Annotated in this window: 13 protein-coding genes; 9 read left to right on the forward strand and 4 right to left on the reverse strand. The window is 73.6% G+C overall.

Features of this window, described 5'->3' with window-relative positions; translation table 11 throughout:
• Positions 1-642: 642 nt before the first annotated feature.
• Both HUW36_RS11855 and proB read right to left on the reverse strand, forming a co-directional pair.
• A complete protein-coding gene (locus tag HUW36_RS11855; RefSeq protein ID WP_174528192.1) occupies positions 643-1,884 on the reverse strand; it encodes a glutamate-5-semialdehyde dehydrogenase in 1,242 nt (413 codons plus the stop codon).
• A gap of 73 nt (positions 1,885-1,957) precedes the next feature.
• Entirely contained in the window at positions 1,958-3,067 is a 1,110-nt protein-coding gene (gene proB / locus HUW36_RS11860) for a glutamate 5-kinase (RefSeq protein WP_174528193.1), read from the reverse strand.
• 198 nt (positions 3,068-3,265) lie between these two features.
• Between proB and HUW36_RS11865 the strand changes: the two genes are divergently transcribed.
• The 6 genes from HUW36_RS11865 to HUW36_RS11890 all read left to right on the forward strand — a co-directional run bounded on the left by HUW36_RS11865 (position 3,266) and on the right by HUW36_RS11890 (position 10,074).
• Positions 3,266-4,705 carry a D-glucuronyl C5-epimerase family protein gene (locus HUW36_RS11865; RefSeq protein ID WP_174528194.1) on the forward strand — a complete coding sequence of 480 codons (1,440 nt, stop codon included), beginning with the start codon at positions 3,266-3,268 and terminating at the stop codon, positions 4,703-4,705.
• Positions 4,706-4,726: 21 nt separating this feature from the next.
• Positions 4,727-5,041, forward strand: coding sequence for an MGMT family protein (locus HUW36_RS11870; protein ID WP_174528195.1), 315 nt, complete (start codon positions 4,727-4,729; stop codon positions 5,039-5,041).
• A gap of 32 nt (positions 5,042-5,073) precedes the next feature.
• A complete protein-coding gene (locus tag HUW36_RS11875; RefSeq protein ID WP_246248093.1) occupies positions 5,074-6,462 on the forward strand; it encodes an MFS transporter in 1,389 nt (462 codons plus the stop codon).
• A 40-nt stretch (positions 6,463-6,502) separates the two neighbouring features.
• On the forward strand, positions 6,503-7,978 hold the full coding sequence (locus HUW36_RS11880) for a pyridoxal phosphate-dependent decarboxylase family protein (RefSeq protein ID WP_174528196.1): 1,476 nt from the start codon (positions 6,503-6,505) through the stop codon (positions 7,976-7,978).
• A 103-nt stretch (positions 7,979-8,081) separates the two neighbouring features.
• Positions 8,082-9,659, forward strand: a complete 1,578-nt coding sequence (locus tag HUW36_RS11885) for a D-glucuronyl C5-epimerase family protein (protein ID WP_174528197.1) — start codon at positions 8,082-8,084, stop codon at positions 9,657-9,659.
• Between the two features lie 196 nt (positions 9,660-9,855).
• Positions 9,856-10,074, forward strand: a complete 219-nt coding sequence (locus HUW36_RS11890; RefSeq protein ID WP_174528198.1) for a hypothetical protein — start codon at positions 9,856-9,858, stop codon at positions 10,072-10,074.
• Positions 10,075-10,192: 118 nt separating this feature from the next.
• Here the strand turns inward: HUW36_RS11890 and HUW36_RS11895 are convergent, their stop codons facing one another.
• Positions 10,193-11,143 carry a hypothetical protein gene (locus tag HUW36_RS11895; protein ID WP_174528199.1) on the reverse strand — a complete coding sequence of 317 codons (951 nt, stop codon included), beginning with the start codon at positions 11,141-11,143 and terminating at the stop codon, positions 10,193-10,195.
• A 194-nt stretch (positions 11,144-11,337) separates the two neighbouring features.
• On the opposite strand from HUW36_RS11895, the gene HUW36_RS11900 reads away from it, so the two are divergent.
• Together HUW36_RS11900 and HUW36_RS11905 are read left to right on the forward strand one after the other, a co-directional pair.
• Complete coding sequence (locus HUW36_RS11900) at positions 11,338-11,898, forward strand: NADH-quinone oxidoreductase subunit B (RefSeq protein WP_174528200.1); 561 nt, start codon at positions 11,338-11,340, stop codon at positions 11,896-11,898.
• A gap of 36 nt (positions 11,899-11,934) precedes the next feature.
• A complete protein-coding gene (locus HUW36_RS11905) occupies positions 11,935-13,251 on the forward strand; it encodes a DUF2252 domain-containing protein (RefSeq protein WP_174528201.1) in 1,317 nt (438 codons plus the stop codon).
• 19 nt (positions 13,252-13,270) lie between these two features.
• Here the strand turns inward: HUW36_RS11905 and HUW36_RS11910 are convergent, their stop codons facing one another.
• Entirely contained in the window at positions 13,271-14,317 is a 1,047-nt protein-coding gene (locus HUW36_RS11910) for a glucose 1-dehydrogenase (RefSeq protein WP_174528202.1), read from the reverse strand.
• Positions 14,318-14,419: 102 nt separating this feature from the next.
• Between HUW36_RS11910 and HUW36_RS11915 the strand changes: the two genes are divergently transcribed.
• On the forward strand, positions 14,420-15,006 hold a 587-nt coding region (locus HUW36_RS11915), incomplete at its 3' end, for an NADH-quinone oxidoreductase subunit C (protein WP_174528203.1).

Here is a 15,006-nt window from a genome sequence, read left to right on the forward strand (position 1 = left end):
CCCGCGCCCCACCCCCGACGCGCCCCCGCGCCAAGCCCTGCTTCCCGCCCTCGACGCGTCCCCGCCCCAAGCCCCGCTTCCCGCCCCCGACGAGCCCCCGGCCCAAGCCCCGCCTCCCGCCCCCGACGAGCCCCCGGCCCAAGCCCGGCCTCCAGCCTCCGACCGGTCCTCCGGTGCCGTGCCCGACGCGTCCACAGGCTCCGTTCCGGGTTTGCCCTCAGGCCTCGTTCCAGACCTGGCCTCGCTCCCCGTTCCGAACCCTGCCCCCCTCGCCCGGCACGGCGCCTTACCGACACCGCCCGTCGATTTTGGAGTTGTGGCGCCCAGCTTGTCGGATTGACCCCGTTATCCGAGGTGCCACAACTCCGCGATCGGCGAGGACGCGACGGGCGCGGGCGGGGTTCGGGGGAGTTTCAGGGGAGAGCGCCGCGACCAAGCCCCGCGCCGGACCGCGAGCCGGATCTTGGAAGAAAGTGGCCCCTCTGCGGGCCGTCTCCTTCCAAGATCTCGTGCGAGGACGAGTTTCGGCCGATGATCAACACCAGCTCGGGGAAGTGGTGGCATCCCCTTCATTCGGACACCACCACTTCCCCGAGCTGGCGCCGGGCCACCCGGCCGGGCCACCCAGCCGGGGTGGGTGGATCAGCGGAGGTGGCCGTCGCCGGTCACCACGTACTTGGTGCTGGTCAGCTCCGGCAGGCCCATCGGCCCGCGGGCGTGCAGCTTCTGCGTCGAGATGCCGATCTCGGCGCCGAAGCCGAACTCGCCGCCGTCGGTGAACCGCGTCGACGCGTTGACCATGACCGCGGCGGCGTCCACCCGGGCCACGAACTCCCGGGCCGCCCGCTGCGAGTCGGTGACGATGGCCTCGGTGTGGCCGGTGCCGTAGCGGCGGATGTGCGCGACCGCGGCGTCGAGCGAGTCGACCACGGCGACCGAGATGTCGGCCGAGAGGTATTCGGTGGCGAAGTCCTCGTCGGTCGCCGCGACCACCGAGGCGGAGTGCGCGGCGACCTCGGGCGAGCCGTGGACGGTCACCCCGGCCTCGGCGAAGGCGGTCAGCACGGCCGGCAGGAAGGTGTCCGCGACGTCGCGGTGGACCAGCAGCGACTCGGCGGTGTTGCAGGTGGACAGGCGCTGCGTCTTGGCGTTCAGCGTGATCGCCAGGGCCTTGTCGAGGTCGGCGGCGGCGTCGACGTACACGTGGCAGTTGCCCACGCCGGTCTCGATCACCGGCACGGTCGACTCCTCGACCACGGCGCGGATCAGGGACGCGCCGCCGCGCGGGATCAGCACGTCGACCAGGCCCCGGGCGCGCATCAGCTCCTTGACCGAGTCGCGCGAGGAGGAGTCGAGCAGCTGTACCGCGTCCGCCGGCAGGCCGGCGCCGGCGACCGCGTCGCGGAGCACCTCGACCAGGGCCGCGTTGGAGTGCGCGGCCGAGGAGGAGCCGCGCAGCAGCGCCGCGTTGCCCGACTTCAGGCAGATGCCCGCGGCGTCGACCGTCACGTTCGGGCGACCCTCGTAGACGATCCCGACCACCCCGAACGGCACCCGGACCTGGCGCAGCTCCAGTCCGTTCGGCAGGGTCGCACCGCGGACCACCTCACCGACCGGGTCGGGCAGCGCAGCCATCTCGCGCAGCGCGTCGGCGATGGCGGCCACCCGGCCCGCGTCGAGGGCGAGCCGGTCCAGCACGGCCGCGGACAGCCCGGCGTCGCGCCCGGCCGCCAGGTCCGCCGCGTTCGCCGTCAGGACCTCCGGGGTACGCGCCACCAGCGCGTCGGCCATTGCGTGCAGCGCGGCGTCCTTGGCCGTACGGGTGGTCGTGGCCAGGGTCTCCGCCGCGTCCCGGGCCCGGCGGGCCTGCTCGACGACGCTCATGTTCCGCACTCCTTCGCAGTGGTGTTAGGAGGGGACCCCTGTTATGCAGAATGCGTTAACAAGGGGCCCTTCCTTACAGCAGGACGAGGTCGTCGCGGTGGACGACCTCACGTTCGTAGGCCGGGCCGAGCGCCGCGGCCAGCTCCGAGGTGGAGCGTCCGAGCAGGCCCGGCAGTTCCACCGCGTCGTAGTTGACCAGACCCCGGGCCACCGGCGCGCCGGCGGCGTCGACCAGGTCCACCGGGTCGCCGGCGGTGAACGCGCCGTCCACCGCGGTGATCCCGGCCGGCAGCAGTGACTTGCGCCGGCCCACCACGGCCTGCACCGCCCCCGGATCGAGGTGGAGCCGGCCCCGGGGCGCGGTGGCGTGCGCCAGCCAGAACAGCCGGGCGGCGGGCCGCCGGGCGCTCGGGTGGAAGTAGGTGCCGACCGCCTCGCCGGCCAGTGCCGCACCGGCCAGCGGCGCGGCGGTGAGCACCACCGGGATCCCGAAGCCGGTGGCGATCCGTGCCGCCTCGACCTTGGTCACCATGCCGCCGGTGCCCACGCCGGCGCGGCCGGCCCCGCCCACGTCGACGCCGGCCAGGTCGCCCTCGCCGTGCACCTCGGTGATGCGGGTGCTGCCCGGGCGGGTGGGATCGCCGGTCCAGAGCGCGTCGACGTCGGAGAGCAGCACCAGCAGGTCGGCGTCGACGAGCGCGGCGACGAGCGCGGCGAGGCGGTCGTTGTCGCCGAACCGGATCTCGTCGGTGGCCACCGTGTCGTTCTCGTTGACGATCGGCACCGCCCGCAGGTCGAGCAGCTTGCGCAGGGTCCGGTACGCGTTGCGGTAGTGCGCCCGCCGGGTCACGTCGTCGACCGTGAGCAGCACCTGCCCGACGGTGTGCCCGTGCCGGGCGAACGCGGTCGCGTACCGCCCGATGAGCAGGCCCTGCCCGACGCTGGCGGCGGCCTGCTGGGTGGCCAGGTCGCGCGGGCGCCGGGGCAGCCGGAGCGGCGCGAGGCCGGCGGCGATCGCACCGGAGGAGACCAGCACCACCTCGCGCCCGGCGGCACGGAGCGCGCCGAGCGTGTCGACGAGCGCGTCGACCCGGGCGTCGTCCAGGCCGCCCGTCGCGGTGGTCAGCGAGGACGAACCGATCTTGACCACGATCCGGCGGGCCGAGGTAACTGCTTCACGCACCCGACCATTCTGCGCGCTGCGCTCCCGGCGGCCGGGGCGCGTTCCCAGATCGTGGCGGCGCGGCGGGTGCGACCGCCCCGACCTCGTCCGATCGCCACGGGTTGCCTGTCGGACGGGCCTTTTGAATCAGCAGTTCGGCGGCACCTGCGCGGCGGTGCGATTGCCTAGCGTCACGTTCTGAACGAACGGGGGCTCGTGGTGACAAAACCGAAAATTCGTCGCGCCTGGTGGGTGGCGCTGATCGTGGCCGGCGCCCTGGTGGCGGGGCTGACGCCGGTGCTGGCCGGTCTCCGCGACGGCCCGCCTGCCGTCCGGCGCGACGGCTACCGGCCGTATCCGGTGCCGGCGGCGGCGATCCCGTCCCGCGAGGGGGCCGCGCCGCTGGTGGACACCGGGCTGCACGACGCGGAGAACGTGCGGATGTTCCGGATGCACGACCGGGTCTGGGACCACCCGGTCGCGCAGGCCCAGTGGGGGCTGCAGAACCTGGCCGGCTGGCGGGCCACCGGCAAGCGGATCTACCTGGACCGGGCGATCGCGAACGCCCAACGGAACGTGGACCGGCGGGTCGAGTCGCGGGGCGCCTGGTGGTACCCGTACGACTTCGAGCTGACCCGGTGCACGAAGCGCCCGCTGCTCCGGCCCCGGTGGTACAGCGGGATGTCGCAGGGCCAGTTGCTCAGCCTCTTCGTCGGGCTCTACGAGGAGACCGGGGACGCGGCGTGGCGGACCGCCGCGGACCGCACCTTCCTCAGCCTGACCCTGCCGGTGCACGACAGCGAGCCGTGGGCCACCTGGACCGACCGGGCGGGCTACCAGTGGCTGGAGGAGTATCCGGAGAACGACGAGCCCCGCGGCGAGCAGGTGCTCAACGGGCACATCTTCTCCCTCTACGGCGTCTACGACTACTGGCGGATGACCGGGGACGGCCGGGCCGCGGAGGTCTTCGACGCCGCGGCGACCACCGTGCGGCGGTACCTGCCGACGAGGTTCCGGGTGGAGAACTGGGCCAGCCGCTACTCGATGAACTGCCGGCACTTCCACCTCAAGTACCACCAGATCCACACCCGGCAGACCCTCAAGCTGTACGAGATCACCCACGCGTCGGTCTTCGCCGAGTACGCCGACACCCTCCGGGCGGACTACCCGGCGCCGGCGCTCAGGGGCACGGTGCAGCTGGAGCGCGGACCGCACGTGGGCTACACGTTCGACCTCAAGGGGCAGGTCACCGGGGAGCGGACCGCGACCCTGGCCAAGGCGGCCCGGGTCGCCGCGGACCAGCGGGTCCGGGTGCGCGGACGCGGCATCCACTACCGGATCACCGAGGGTCCGCTGGCCGGCTACCTGGTGCCCGAGGAACCCGGCCGCCGGGTCCTGCTCGGGGTGGCGGTGGACCACCGGTACGCGCCCGCCCGCACGCTGACCGCCCAGCCCGGCACCTACACCGGCTTCACCGTCGACCGCGCCGGCGCGGTGACCGGAACCCGGAAGGTCACCTTCGCCGCCGTCACGGAGCTGGCGCTCGGCGGCAGCGCCTGGGTCAACGGGGAGCTGAGCTATCAGGTGGCCGCCGGCGAGCTGGCCGGCTTCTGGCTGGCGGCCCGCGGTGACCTCGCCGTCGCCTCGGTCGCCGGCTGAGGCCGCCTATCGTGGCACCTCGTGACACCTGACGAATACGTCGAGGCGGTGCTGACGCTTGTCGAGCGGATCCCGCCGGGCCGGGCGATGTCGTACGGGGCGGTGGCCGACGCGCTGGCGGAGCGCTCCGGGCGGGCGTCGGCGCGACTGGTCGGCTCGATCATGGCGCGGCACGGTGGCGGGGTGCCGTGGCACCGGGTGGTGAACGCGGCCGGCCGGCTCCCGCCGGGACACGAGCGGGAGGCGCGGGCCCGGCTGCGCGCCGAGGGCTGCCCGTTGCGCGGGGACCGGGTGGACCTGGCGGTGGCCGCCTGGTCGCCGGAGGAGGGGATGTGACCGCGACCATAACGTGAGTAGCATTCGGCTCCATGACAGCTTCGGGCCTGCCCCGCCGGGTGCACCTCGGATACGCGCTGGGCTCCCTGGTCACCGGCGCGTTCGGCACCGTTCCCGGGCTGCTCCTGCTGCCGTACCTCACCGACACCCTGGGCGTGGCGGCCGGGCTGGCCGCGCTGCTGGTGCTCCTGCCGAAGGCGTGGGACGTGCTGGTCAACCCGGTGGCGGGGCGGATCTCCGACCGGACCCGCTCCCGCTGGGGCGCCCGCCGGCCGTACCTGCTCGGCGGCGGGCTCGCCCTGGCAGTGCTGTTCGCCGCGATCTTCGCCGCGCCGTTCGGGAGCGGTCCGGCCGCCGCCGCGTACGTCGCGCTCGCCTTCCTGGCCACCGCTACCGCGTTCGCCTTCTTCCAGGTGCCCTACGTGGCCATGCCGGCCGAGCTGACCGCCGACCCGGCGGAGCGTACCCGGCTGATGACCTGGCGGATCGCGGTGCTGGCGCTGGCCATCCTGGTCTCCGGTGCGGTGGCCCCGGCGGTGGTGGCCGCCGGCGGTGACGGCGTGCCCGGCCACCGGTGGATGGGCGTGTTCGTCGCCGCGCTCATCGTCGCCGGCACCGTCGGCGTCTTCCTGGGCACCCGGTCCGCGCCGATCGGGACGGTGGGGGAGAGCGAGCCGAGCCTGCGCGCGCAGCTCGCGGTCGCCGCCGGCAACCGGCCGTTCCGGGTGCTGCTGATCTGCTTCGTGATCCAGTCCGCCGGGGTGGCCACCGTGCTGGCCGGCGTCAAGTACTTCGCCGACCAGGTGCTGCGCGAGCCGGACAGCGGCCCGACGCTGCTCTTCGCCTGCTTCGTCGCGCCGGCGCTGCTGGTCATGCCGCTCTGGAGCCGGGCCGGCGCCCGGTTCGGCAAACGGGCGTCGCTCGTCGCCGCGTCGCTGCTCTTCGCCGCCGGCGCGCTCACCCTGGTGGCCGCGCCCGCGCTGCCGGCCGCCGGGGCGTACGCGGTGGTCGCGCTGATCGGCGTCGGGTACGCCGGCCAGCAGGTGTTCGCGCTGGCCATGCTGCCGGACTGCATCGCCTTCGACACGGCGCGCACCGGGCGGCGGCAGGCCGGGGTGTTCACCGGGCTGTGGACCGCCGGGGAGACGTTCGGGCTGGCGCTGGGGCCGGGCATCTACGGCCTGGTGCTCCAACTCTCCGGTTACGTTTCCTCGTCCACCGGGACCGCCGCCGTCCAGTCCGACACGGCCCGTCTGGGCGTGCTGCTCGGCTTCACCGTGCTGCCGGCACTGCTGGTGGCGGTCCCGCTGGTGCTGCTGCGCGGCTACACCCTGACCCCGGCTCAGCTCGCCGCCGCGCCGGACGCCACCGCACCCGCAGCCGCCGGGTCCGGGGCCGATGTCCCGGTCACGCGGGCGTGAGCACCGCACCGCCCGGCCCGTCCACGAGAGGAACCACCCGATGACCGACACGGCAGGCGGAGGCGCGCTGCCCGCGCAGGGGATGCCCGCGGCGGACGTGCTCGACGAGATCCGCGCGCTGCGGGCCGCCGACCGGCCCACCCACGGCGGGCGGCTGTTCGCATACGTCTACGACCCGGGCGTGGCCGGGCTGGACGAGCTGGCCCAGGCCGCGTACGCGGAGAGCGCGCACGTCAACGGCCTCGACCCGACCGCGTTCCCGTCGCTGCTGGCGATGGAGAACGCGCTCGTCGCCGCCGCCGCCCGGCTGCTCGGCGGCGGCCCCGGGACGGACGCGCCGGACGTGGTCGGCAGCGTCACCGGCGGCGGCACCGAGTCGCTCCTGCTCGCGGTCAAGGCGGCCCGCGACGCCCGCCCCGACCTCGCCGAGCCGCGGATCGTGGTGCCGGCCAGCGCGCACGCCGCCTTCGCCAAGGCGGCGCACTACCTGCGGGTCGCGCTCGACACCGTGCCCGTCGACCCGGTGACGCTGCGACCCGACGTGGCGGTGGTGGCCGCCGCGATCCGCCCGGAGACCGTGCTGGTCGTCGCGTCCGCCCCGTCGTACGCGCACGGCGTGGTCGACCCGGTGGCGGAGATCGCCGCCGTCGCGGCGGCGGCCGGGGTGCGCTGCCACGTGGACGCCTGCTTCGGCGGGTGGGCGCTGCCCTGGCTGCGTCGGCTCGGCGCGCCGGTGCCGCCGTTCGACTTCGTCGTGCCCGGGGTCACCTCGATCTCGGTCGACCTGCACAAGTACGCGTACGCCCCGAAGGGGGTGTCGGTGCTGCTGCACCGGGACGCGGCGCTGCGCGCCCCGCAGTACTTCGCGTACGCCGACTGGCCCGGCTACACCATGGTCAACCCGGTGATCGCCTCCACCCGCTCCGGCGGACCCATCGCCGCCGCGTACGCGACGCTGCGCCACCTCGGCGAGGACGGCTACCTGCGGTTGGCGGCGGCGACCCGGGACGCGGTCGCCGGGCTGGCCGACGCGGTGCGGGCGGCCGACGGTCTGCGACTGATGGCCGAGCCGGAGTCCACGGTGGTCTGCTTCACCGCCGACGACCCCACGCTCGACCTGTTCGTGCTGGTGGACGAGCTGACCGCGCGCGGCTGGCACACCCAGCCCCAGCTCCGGTACGCGGACCTGCCGGCCAGTGTGCACCTCACGGTGACCGCCGCGGTGGCGCCCCGGGTGGCCGAGTTCGGCCCGGCGCTGACCGACGCGGTCGCGGCCGCGCGCGCCGCCGGTCCGGTCGTGCTGCCGCCCGAGCTGCTGGCGATGGCCGGCGGTCTCACCCCGGAGGCGCTCACCCCGGAGCTGATCGGCGGGCTCGCCGCCGGCCTGGGGCTGGGCACCGGTCCGACGCCGGACCGGATGGCGGCGGTCAACACGCTCCTCGACGCCGCCCCGGCGCGGTTGCGCGAGCGGTTGCTGGCCGGGTTCGTCGGGTTGCTCCAGCGCCCGGCCTGGTGAGTGCGGTCGTCCGTTCGGCGGTCAGGTCCGGCGTTTCGGCGTCGGACGGCAGCTCCGGCCGTGTCTAGCATCAGGTCACATCGATGACACGGGGAGTATTCGGATGTCACCTCCAACACCGTCACACGTCCGCCGCCTCGTCGCGGTCCTCACCGCCGGCGCATTGCTCGTCCTCGCGCCGGCCCGTCCCGCGCCGGCCGCCCCACCCGGGCCGGACCGGTCCACCGACGTCTCCGTGGTGGATCCCGACTGGGTCCCGGACCCGGTCGCCGAGGGCGTTCCGCACCTGCCCTCGCGCGACGCGGGCAAGGTCAAGCAGCAGCAACGACGGGAACGCGCCAGCCGCTCCGCCGCGCTCGCCGGCTACGCCCGCGACGGGCACCTGCCGAAGCCGCTGCCGCTGGCCGCCCAGCCGACGAACAGCGGTCCGGCGCCCCTGGTCGACCGCGGGCTGCACGACGCCCAGGGCGTCCGGATGTTCAGCTTCGCCGGCCGGACCTGGGACCACCCGGTCGCCCAGGCACAGTGGGGCCTGAGCAACCTGGCCGCCTACCGGCTCAACGGCGACCAGCTGTTCCTCGACCGGGCGATCGCCAACGCCCAGCGCAACGTGGACCGCCGGGTCGAGTCCCGGGGGGCCTGGTTCTACCCGTACGACTTCGACCTGAGCCGGTGCGCCGGACGTCCGTTGCTGCGCGCGCCCTGGTACAGCGGGATGGCGCAGGGCGAGATGCTCAGCCTCTTCGTCGGCCTGGCCGAGATCACCGGGGAGGCGAAGTGGCGCACCGCCGCCGACAACACGTTCCTCAGCCTGACGTTGTCGGCCAGCGCCTCGGCGCCCTGGGGCAGTTGGGTCGACCCCAACGGCTACCTGTGGCTGGAGGAGTACCCGGTGAGCGCCGGCACCACCGGTGAGCGGGTGCTCAACGGGCACATCTTCGCTCTCTACGGGGTCTACGACTACTGGCGTCTCACCGCGGACGAACGGGCGGTGGCCGTCTTCGACGGCGCGGCCAGCACCGTCCGCCGCTACCTGCCGACCCACTTCCGGGTGACCCGGTGGGCCAGCAACTACTCCATGGGGTGCGCGCAGCCGCACGTGAAGTACCACCAGGTGCACACCGCGCAGAACCTCAAGCTCTACGAGATGACCTGGTCGCCCACCTTCGCCACGTACGCCTACCTGCTGCGGTCGGACTACCCGGCGCCGGCGGTCAGCGGCGCGGTGCTGTTCTCCGCCGGCACCCACGTCGGCTACACGTTCTCCAGCACCGGCGCGGTGCGCAGCCAGAAGACGCTGAAGCTCACCCGGGCCTCCGGCGCCCAGGCCAACCAGCGGATCCGGGTGTACGGGCGGGGCATCTACTACCAGATCACGAACGGGGCGCTCGCCGGCTACCTCGTGCCGGAGACGTACGGCCAGCGGATCCTGCTCGGCAAGGCGGTCGAGCACCGCTACGAACCGACCCGGGTGCTCTCGTTCCAGCCGGGCACCTACACCGGCTACGCGTACGACGCGGCGGGCAACGTGACCGGCTCCAAACGGATCACGTTCTCGGCCGCCTCGATCGCGCCGCTCGGCGCCACCGCGTGGGTGAACGGGCAGTTGAGCTACCAGGTCACCGCCGGGGCGTACCTCGGCTACTGGCTGCCCCACACCACCGGGCTGGCGTTCACCTGACCCATCCCGCACGGCCCGTCGAGGGCCCGGATCCCACCGGATCCGGGCCCTCGATCCGTGTGACCCCCATCACATCATGCAATTCCCGACAATCGTCATAAGTATAGACGTTTATAAATTAATAGCGGTTTATGTGGATCTTTCTGATCCGTAGCGTTCTCCCCATCGGAACGACCGACACACGGGAGGACACGAGATGGACATCCGGAAGATCACACTCATCGGGGCGACCGGCCTGGCGGGCCTGGCCCTCGGCATCGGCGCCGTGGCGGCGATCGGCCCCGGCCCCGGCGTCGCGCAGGCCATCGGCCCCGGCCCGTCCCTGCCGCTCCCGATCGGTCCGGGCCCCTCGGCGCTGACCGCCTGGATCGGCCCGACCGCGATCGGCCCCGGCCCCACTGTCGCGGGACGCTGACGCCTCTCGACCGCCCGGCCCGACTGCGTCACCACCACCGGGCTGGCGTTCACCTGACGCACGGCCCGTCCGGACAGCCGGACGGGCCGTGCGCTTCCCGTTCGGCTGACCGCTCCGGTCAGCCGGCGACGGTCAGGGTGAACGAGGCGGTGTTGTCGGCCGGGTCGGCCTCGGGCACCGTCGTGTCGGCCCATCGCGTCGAGAGCTGGACCGTGACGGTGCCGAGGTCGCCCGGCACGGTGTCCGCCTCGGCACGGAACAGCACGTCGAAGGTCTGCTGCTCGCCGGCCAGGAGGGTGCCGCCCGGCACCACGAAGTTGGTGAGATCGCCCGGCAGGTCCTGCGGATCGGTGCCCCAGATCACGACGCCGGCCGGGAGCCCGACCGTCTCGGCCAGCAGGAAGTCGTACCCGGCGTCACCGGCCCACCCCACCGTGACCGGCAGCCGGCCCAGATAGGCGCCGTCCTCCTGGCGGGCCAGGGTGACCGCGCCGGCCGTGGAGATGGAGGCGCGGGCCTGGCTGTCCTGCACGTAGGGCACGGGATCGCGCAGCGAGCCGGTGGTGGAGCGGAAGCGGGCGGCAAAGCCGGCCCGGTCCGCGATCTCCTCCCGGCCGTCGCCGACGTTCACCGCCACCCGGCCCCCCTTCGCGATCATCGCGACGTCGCGGGTGGGGGTGAGCACCGTGAAGGAGACGGAGAAGGACCGGCTCTGGCCCGGCTCGATGTCGCCACCGGGCACCATGCAGTTCGTGAGCCGCCGGTTGTCGACAAGCGGCTGGTAGACGCAGCCCTCCAACGGGTCGGCGGTGCGGAACGACCCGGCGACCGGCTCCAGCACGTCGACGGCGAAGTAGGTGGCGGTGGGACCGTTGTTGGTCACCGTGACCGGCAGGCTGCCCTGGTAGCCGCGCGCCGTGGGTTCGAGCACCAGGCGCCCCACCGAGATGTCGGCGGCGGCCCCGTCGGCGGTCGGTGCGGCGACCGCCGGAGCGGCGGCGGTCAGCGCCAGTGCGGTGCCGGCCAGGCCGGCGACGATTCGTCGACCGGCGGACAGAGTGATGGGCATGGCCGTTCCTCCCCGTGAACAGACAATGGCGTCGCGTGACGACATCGACCGGCACGATACCGGCGGAGCTCGGCAGCCGTGGCCCCCCGGGAAGAAAGCCGCGTGCGGGCCCTCACGGGCGTATCGGACCCGGGTGCCGCGCTCGGCCGGTGTGGTTGACTGGCACCTCAGGGGATCTGCGAGGGAGGCCCGAGGTGCAGTTGCCGGCCGTGCTCGGCGAGCCGATCCGGTTCGTGCTGAACTGGGGCCGCCGCTACTCGCTCTGGGTGTTCAACTTCGGTCTGGCCTGCTGCGCCATCGAGTTCATCGCGACCAGCATGGGCCGGCACGACTTCATGCGGCTCGGCGTGATCCCGTTCGCCCACGGCCCCCGGCAGGCCGACCTGATGGTGGTCAGCGGCACGGTCACCGACAAGATGGCCCCGGCGGTCAAGCGGCTCTACGACCAGATGCCCGAGCCGAAGTACGTGATCTCGTTCGGCGCCTGCTCGAACTGCGGCGGCCCGTACTGGGACTCCTACTCGGTGACCAAGGGCGTCGACCAGCTCATCCCGGTCGACGTCTACGTGCCCGGCTGCCCGCCGCGGCCGGAGGCGCTGCTGCACGGCATCCTGCGCCTCCAGGAGAAGATCGCCGCCGAGCAGTCCGGCGTCGGCGGCGTGCCCCGCCCCGACCGGCTCGCCCCACCGGCGGACTCCGTCCCGCGGCCGGTGGAGGCGCTGACCGCACCCCCGGTGCGTCCTCCGGTCGGCTGAGCCACCGAGTGGCGCAGCGGGACTAGCCTGCGGACCATGACCGACTCCGCGGAGAAGCGTTCCGCCTTCATCGTCGACGTGCTGACCGAGGAGTTCGGCGCGTCCATGGCGATCGACCCGGCGGCGTTCCGCCGCAAGTTCCGCAAGATGGCCGCCTCACCGTTCGCCTTCTACCGGGGCAGCGCCTCGCTCTTCTACGCCGACCAGCTCGGCGACTTCGCCAGCGAGCGGTTCCTCGACCACCGGACCAGCCGGGTCTGGATCCACGGCGACCTGCACGCGGAGAACTTCGGCACCTACATGAACGCCTCCGGGCAGCTCGTGTTCAACGTCAACGACTTCGACGAGGCGTACGTCGGGCCGTTCACGTGGGACCTCAAGCGCCTGGCCGCGAGCGTGGCGCTGCTCGGCTACGCCAAGGCGCTCTCCGACCGGGTGATCGGCGAGCTGGTGACCGGTTTCGCCCGCTCGTACCTGGCCGAGCTGCGGGCCATCTCCGCCGGTGGGGACGACGCGATCGGCTCGATCACGCTGGAGAACGCGGACGGCGTGCTGCGCCGGGTGCTCCAGCAGGCCCGGCTGAGCACCCGGGTGGACCTGCTCGCCGCGCAGACCACGATCGACAACTACGAGCGCCGATTCTCCCTCGGCGACGGCGTGTACGAGATCGACGCCGCGACCCGGGAGAAGGTCTGCGCCGCGTTCGAGGACTACCTCGGCACCCTGCCGGAGTCGACCTCCCGGCTGCGCCCGGTGGCCACCACGATCAAGGACGTGGTGCTGCGCAAGGGGGTCGGCATCGGCTCGGCCGGGCTGCCCTCGTACAACCTCCTGCTGGAGGGGCACACCCAGGCGCTGGAGAACGACGTCGTCATCTACATGAAGCAGGCCCAGGTGCCGGCCGTGGCGCGGCACGTCGACGACGAGCGGGTCCGGTCGTACTTCCGGCACCAGGGGCACCGCACGGCGGAGTCGCAGCGGGCGTTGCAGGCGCACGCCGACCCGTGGCTGGGCTTCACCGAGCTGGACGGCGCCGGGCAGCTCGTCGCCGAGGTCTCCCCGTACGCGGCGGACCTCGACTGGGCCGACGTCAACGAGCCCGAGGAGCTGGGCGGGGTGCTCACCGACCTGGGTCGGGCGGTGGCCCGGATGCACTCGGTGGCCGACGACGAGTCCAGTCACGACCTGGTCGACTACTCGACCGAGGACTCGATCGTCGCGGCGGTCGACGCCGACACCGACGGCTTCGCCGACTACCTGGTCGACTTCGCCCACCGCTACGGGATCCGGGCCCGGGAGGACCACCAGCTCTTCGTGGACCTGTTCCGCAACGGCCGGCTGCCCGGCATCTGAACGGGGCGTCCGTCCCGCCTCACTGCGTGAAGTCCAGCACCACCTTGATGTCCTCGCCGGTCGAGGTATACGCCTCCTGGTACGCCGACACCGGCACCCGGCGGGTGAGCAGCGAGTTCAACCAGGACCGGTCGGCCCGGGCGAGCGCCTGGGCGGCCAGGTCCCAGTGCCGGCGGCCGGCGTTGACCGAACCGAAGACCACGTTGTTCTCCAGCACCAGCTCCCGGTTGAGCGCGCCCGCGTCGAAGTCGATGGTCCGCCCGCCGCTGGAGACGCCGGTCAGGCAGACGATTCCGGTGGGCGCGGCCTTGCACATCGCGTCCAGCACCACCGGCGGCGCGCCGGTGCACTCGACCACGACGTCCGGTTGCAGGTCCAGCTCGGCGACCGTCGACGTGTGGTACGTGGCGCCGAGCGCGCGGACCAGCTCCGGTTTCGGGCCGGTGGTGTTGCGGTCCAGCACGTGCACGGACAACTCCCGCTGGCTGGCCAGCAGCGCGGCCAGCAGCCCGATCGGCCCGGCCCCGGTGATCAGCGCGGTCTTCGGCGTCCATTCGGCCCGGCGGCCGATCCGGTCGATGTGGTCCCAGGCCTTCGCCACCACGCTGGCCGGCTCCAGCAGCATGCCCACCGAGGCGAGCGCCTCGTCCAGGCCGACGGCGAACTTGGGCTGGATCCGCCAGCGGTCCCGGGCGAACCCGGGCAGCCCCTTGATGCCGTGCTCGGTGTACCGACCGTTGCGGCACATGTCCCACTCGTCCACCGCGCAGTTCGCGCACGGCACCGGGTCGGGGTGGCGGACCACGCCGGCGACCAGGTCGCCCGGGTGCAACGTGCCGGTCGGGTCCTCCAGCACCCGGCCCAGCGACTCGTGCCCGAGCACGAGCCGCTCCTGTCCCGGCGGCGCCTCGCCGTACTCCCCGGCGATGATCTCGTGATCGGTGCCGCAGACGCCCACCGCCAGCGCCTCGACCAGGATCGCGCCCTCCTCGGGCTCCGGCTCGGGCCACTCGTCGGTGAGTCGGAGCGAGTCGGGGACGCCCGGGGTCACAGTCACAGCGCGCACGGTCCTCATCTTTCCCCGCCGTGCGCCGGTCCGCCCGGCAAAGCGACGATCCGGGCCGGGCGGCCCGACCCGGCCCGCAGCCGCCGGCCATAGGATCAGCGCATGACTCCGGAAGAGGTCGGCCGGCGGGTGGTCGCGCTGCTCGCGCCCGTGGAGGCCGTCGCGTCGGTCTCCGGCGGTCAGGGGTACGCCCGCGCCACCGTCGACGTACCACCGGCGAGCTGGGCCGACGCGGTCCGTGCGGCACGCGACGACGCCGAGCTGGGGTTCGACTTCCTCGACTGGCTGTCGGCGGTGGACGAGCTGGCCGACGGCTTCGACGTGGTGGTGCACCTGTGGTCGGTGCCGCACCGGCACGGCCTGCTGCTGCGCACCCGGGTGCCCCGCGCGGAGCCGGTCGTGGCGTCCGTGGTCGACGTCTTCCCCGGCGCCGACTGGCACGAGCGGGAGACCCACGAGATGTTCGGCATCGACTTCGCCGGGCACGCCGAGCTGCGACCGCTGCTGCTGCCGCCGGAGTTCGAGGGACATCCGCTGCGCAAGGAGTTCGTGCTCGCCTCGCGGGTGGCCAAGCCGTGGCCCGGTGCCAAGGAGCCGGGCGAGTCGGAGGCCGGTGGCGGGCGGCGACCGGTCCGGCCGCCGGGCGTACCGGCGCCTGGCGAGTGGGGGACGACGCCCACGCCGGCCGG

This window comes from Micromonospora maritima (genome assembly GCF_902825405.1).
GTDB classification, from domain to species: Bacteria; Actinomycetota; Actinomycetes; order Mycobacteriales; family Micromonosporaceae; genus Micromonospora; species Micromonospora maritima.

Bases quoted from the DNA above. Each gene is read 5' to 3' on its own strand.
- HUW36_RS11875 (WP_246248093.1), top strand. From the start codon at position 5,074: ATGACAGCTTCGGGCCTGCCCCGCCGGGTGCACCTCGGATACGCGCTG.
- HUW36_RS11905 (WP_174528201.1), top strand. From the start codon at position 11,935: ATGACCGACTCCGCGGAGAAGCGTTCCGCCTTCATCGTCGACGTGCTG.
- HUW36_RS11895 (WP_174528199.1), bottom strand. From the start codon at position 11,143: ATGCCCATCACTCTGTCCGCCGGTCGACGAATCGTCGCCGGCCTGGCC.
- HUW36_RS11880 (WP_174528196.1), top strand. From the start codon at position 6,503: ATGACCGACACGGCAGGCGGAGGCGCGCTGCCCGCGCAGGGGATGCCC.
- HUW36_RS11885 (WP_174528197.1), top strand. From the start codon at position 8,082: ATGTCACCTCCAACACCGTCACACGTCCGCCGCCTCGTCGCGGTCCTC.
- HUW36_RS11855 (WP_174528192.1), bottom strand. From the start codon at position 1,884: ATGAGCGTCGTCGAGCAGGCCCGCCGGGCCCGGGACGCGGCGGAGACC.
- HUW36_RS11890 (WP_174528198.1), top strand. From the start codon at position 9,856: ATGGACATCCGGAAGATCACACTCATCGGGGCGACCGGCCTGGCGGGC.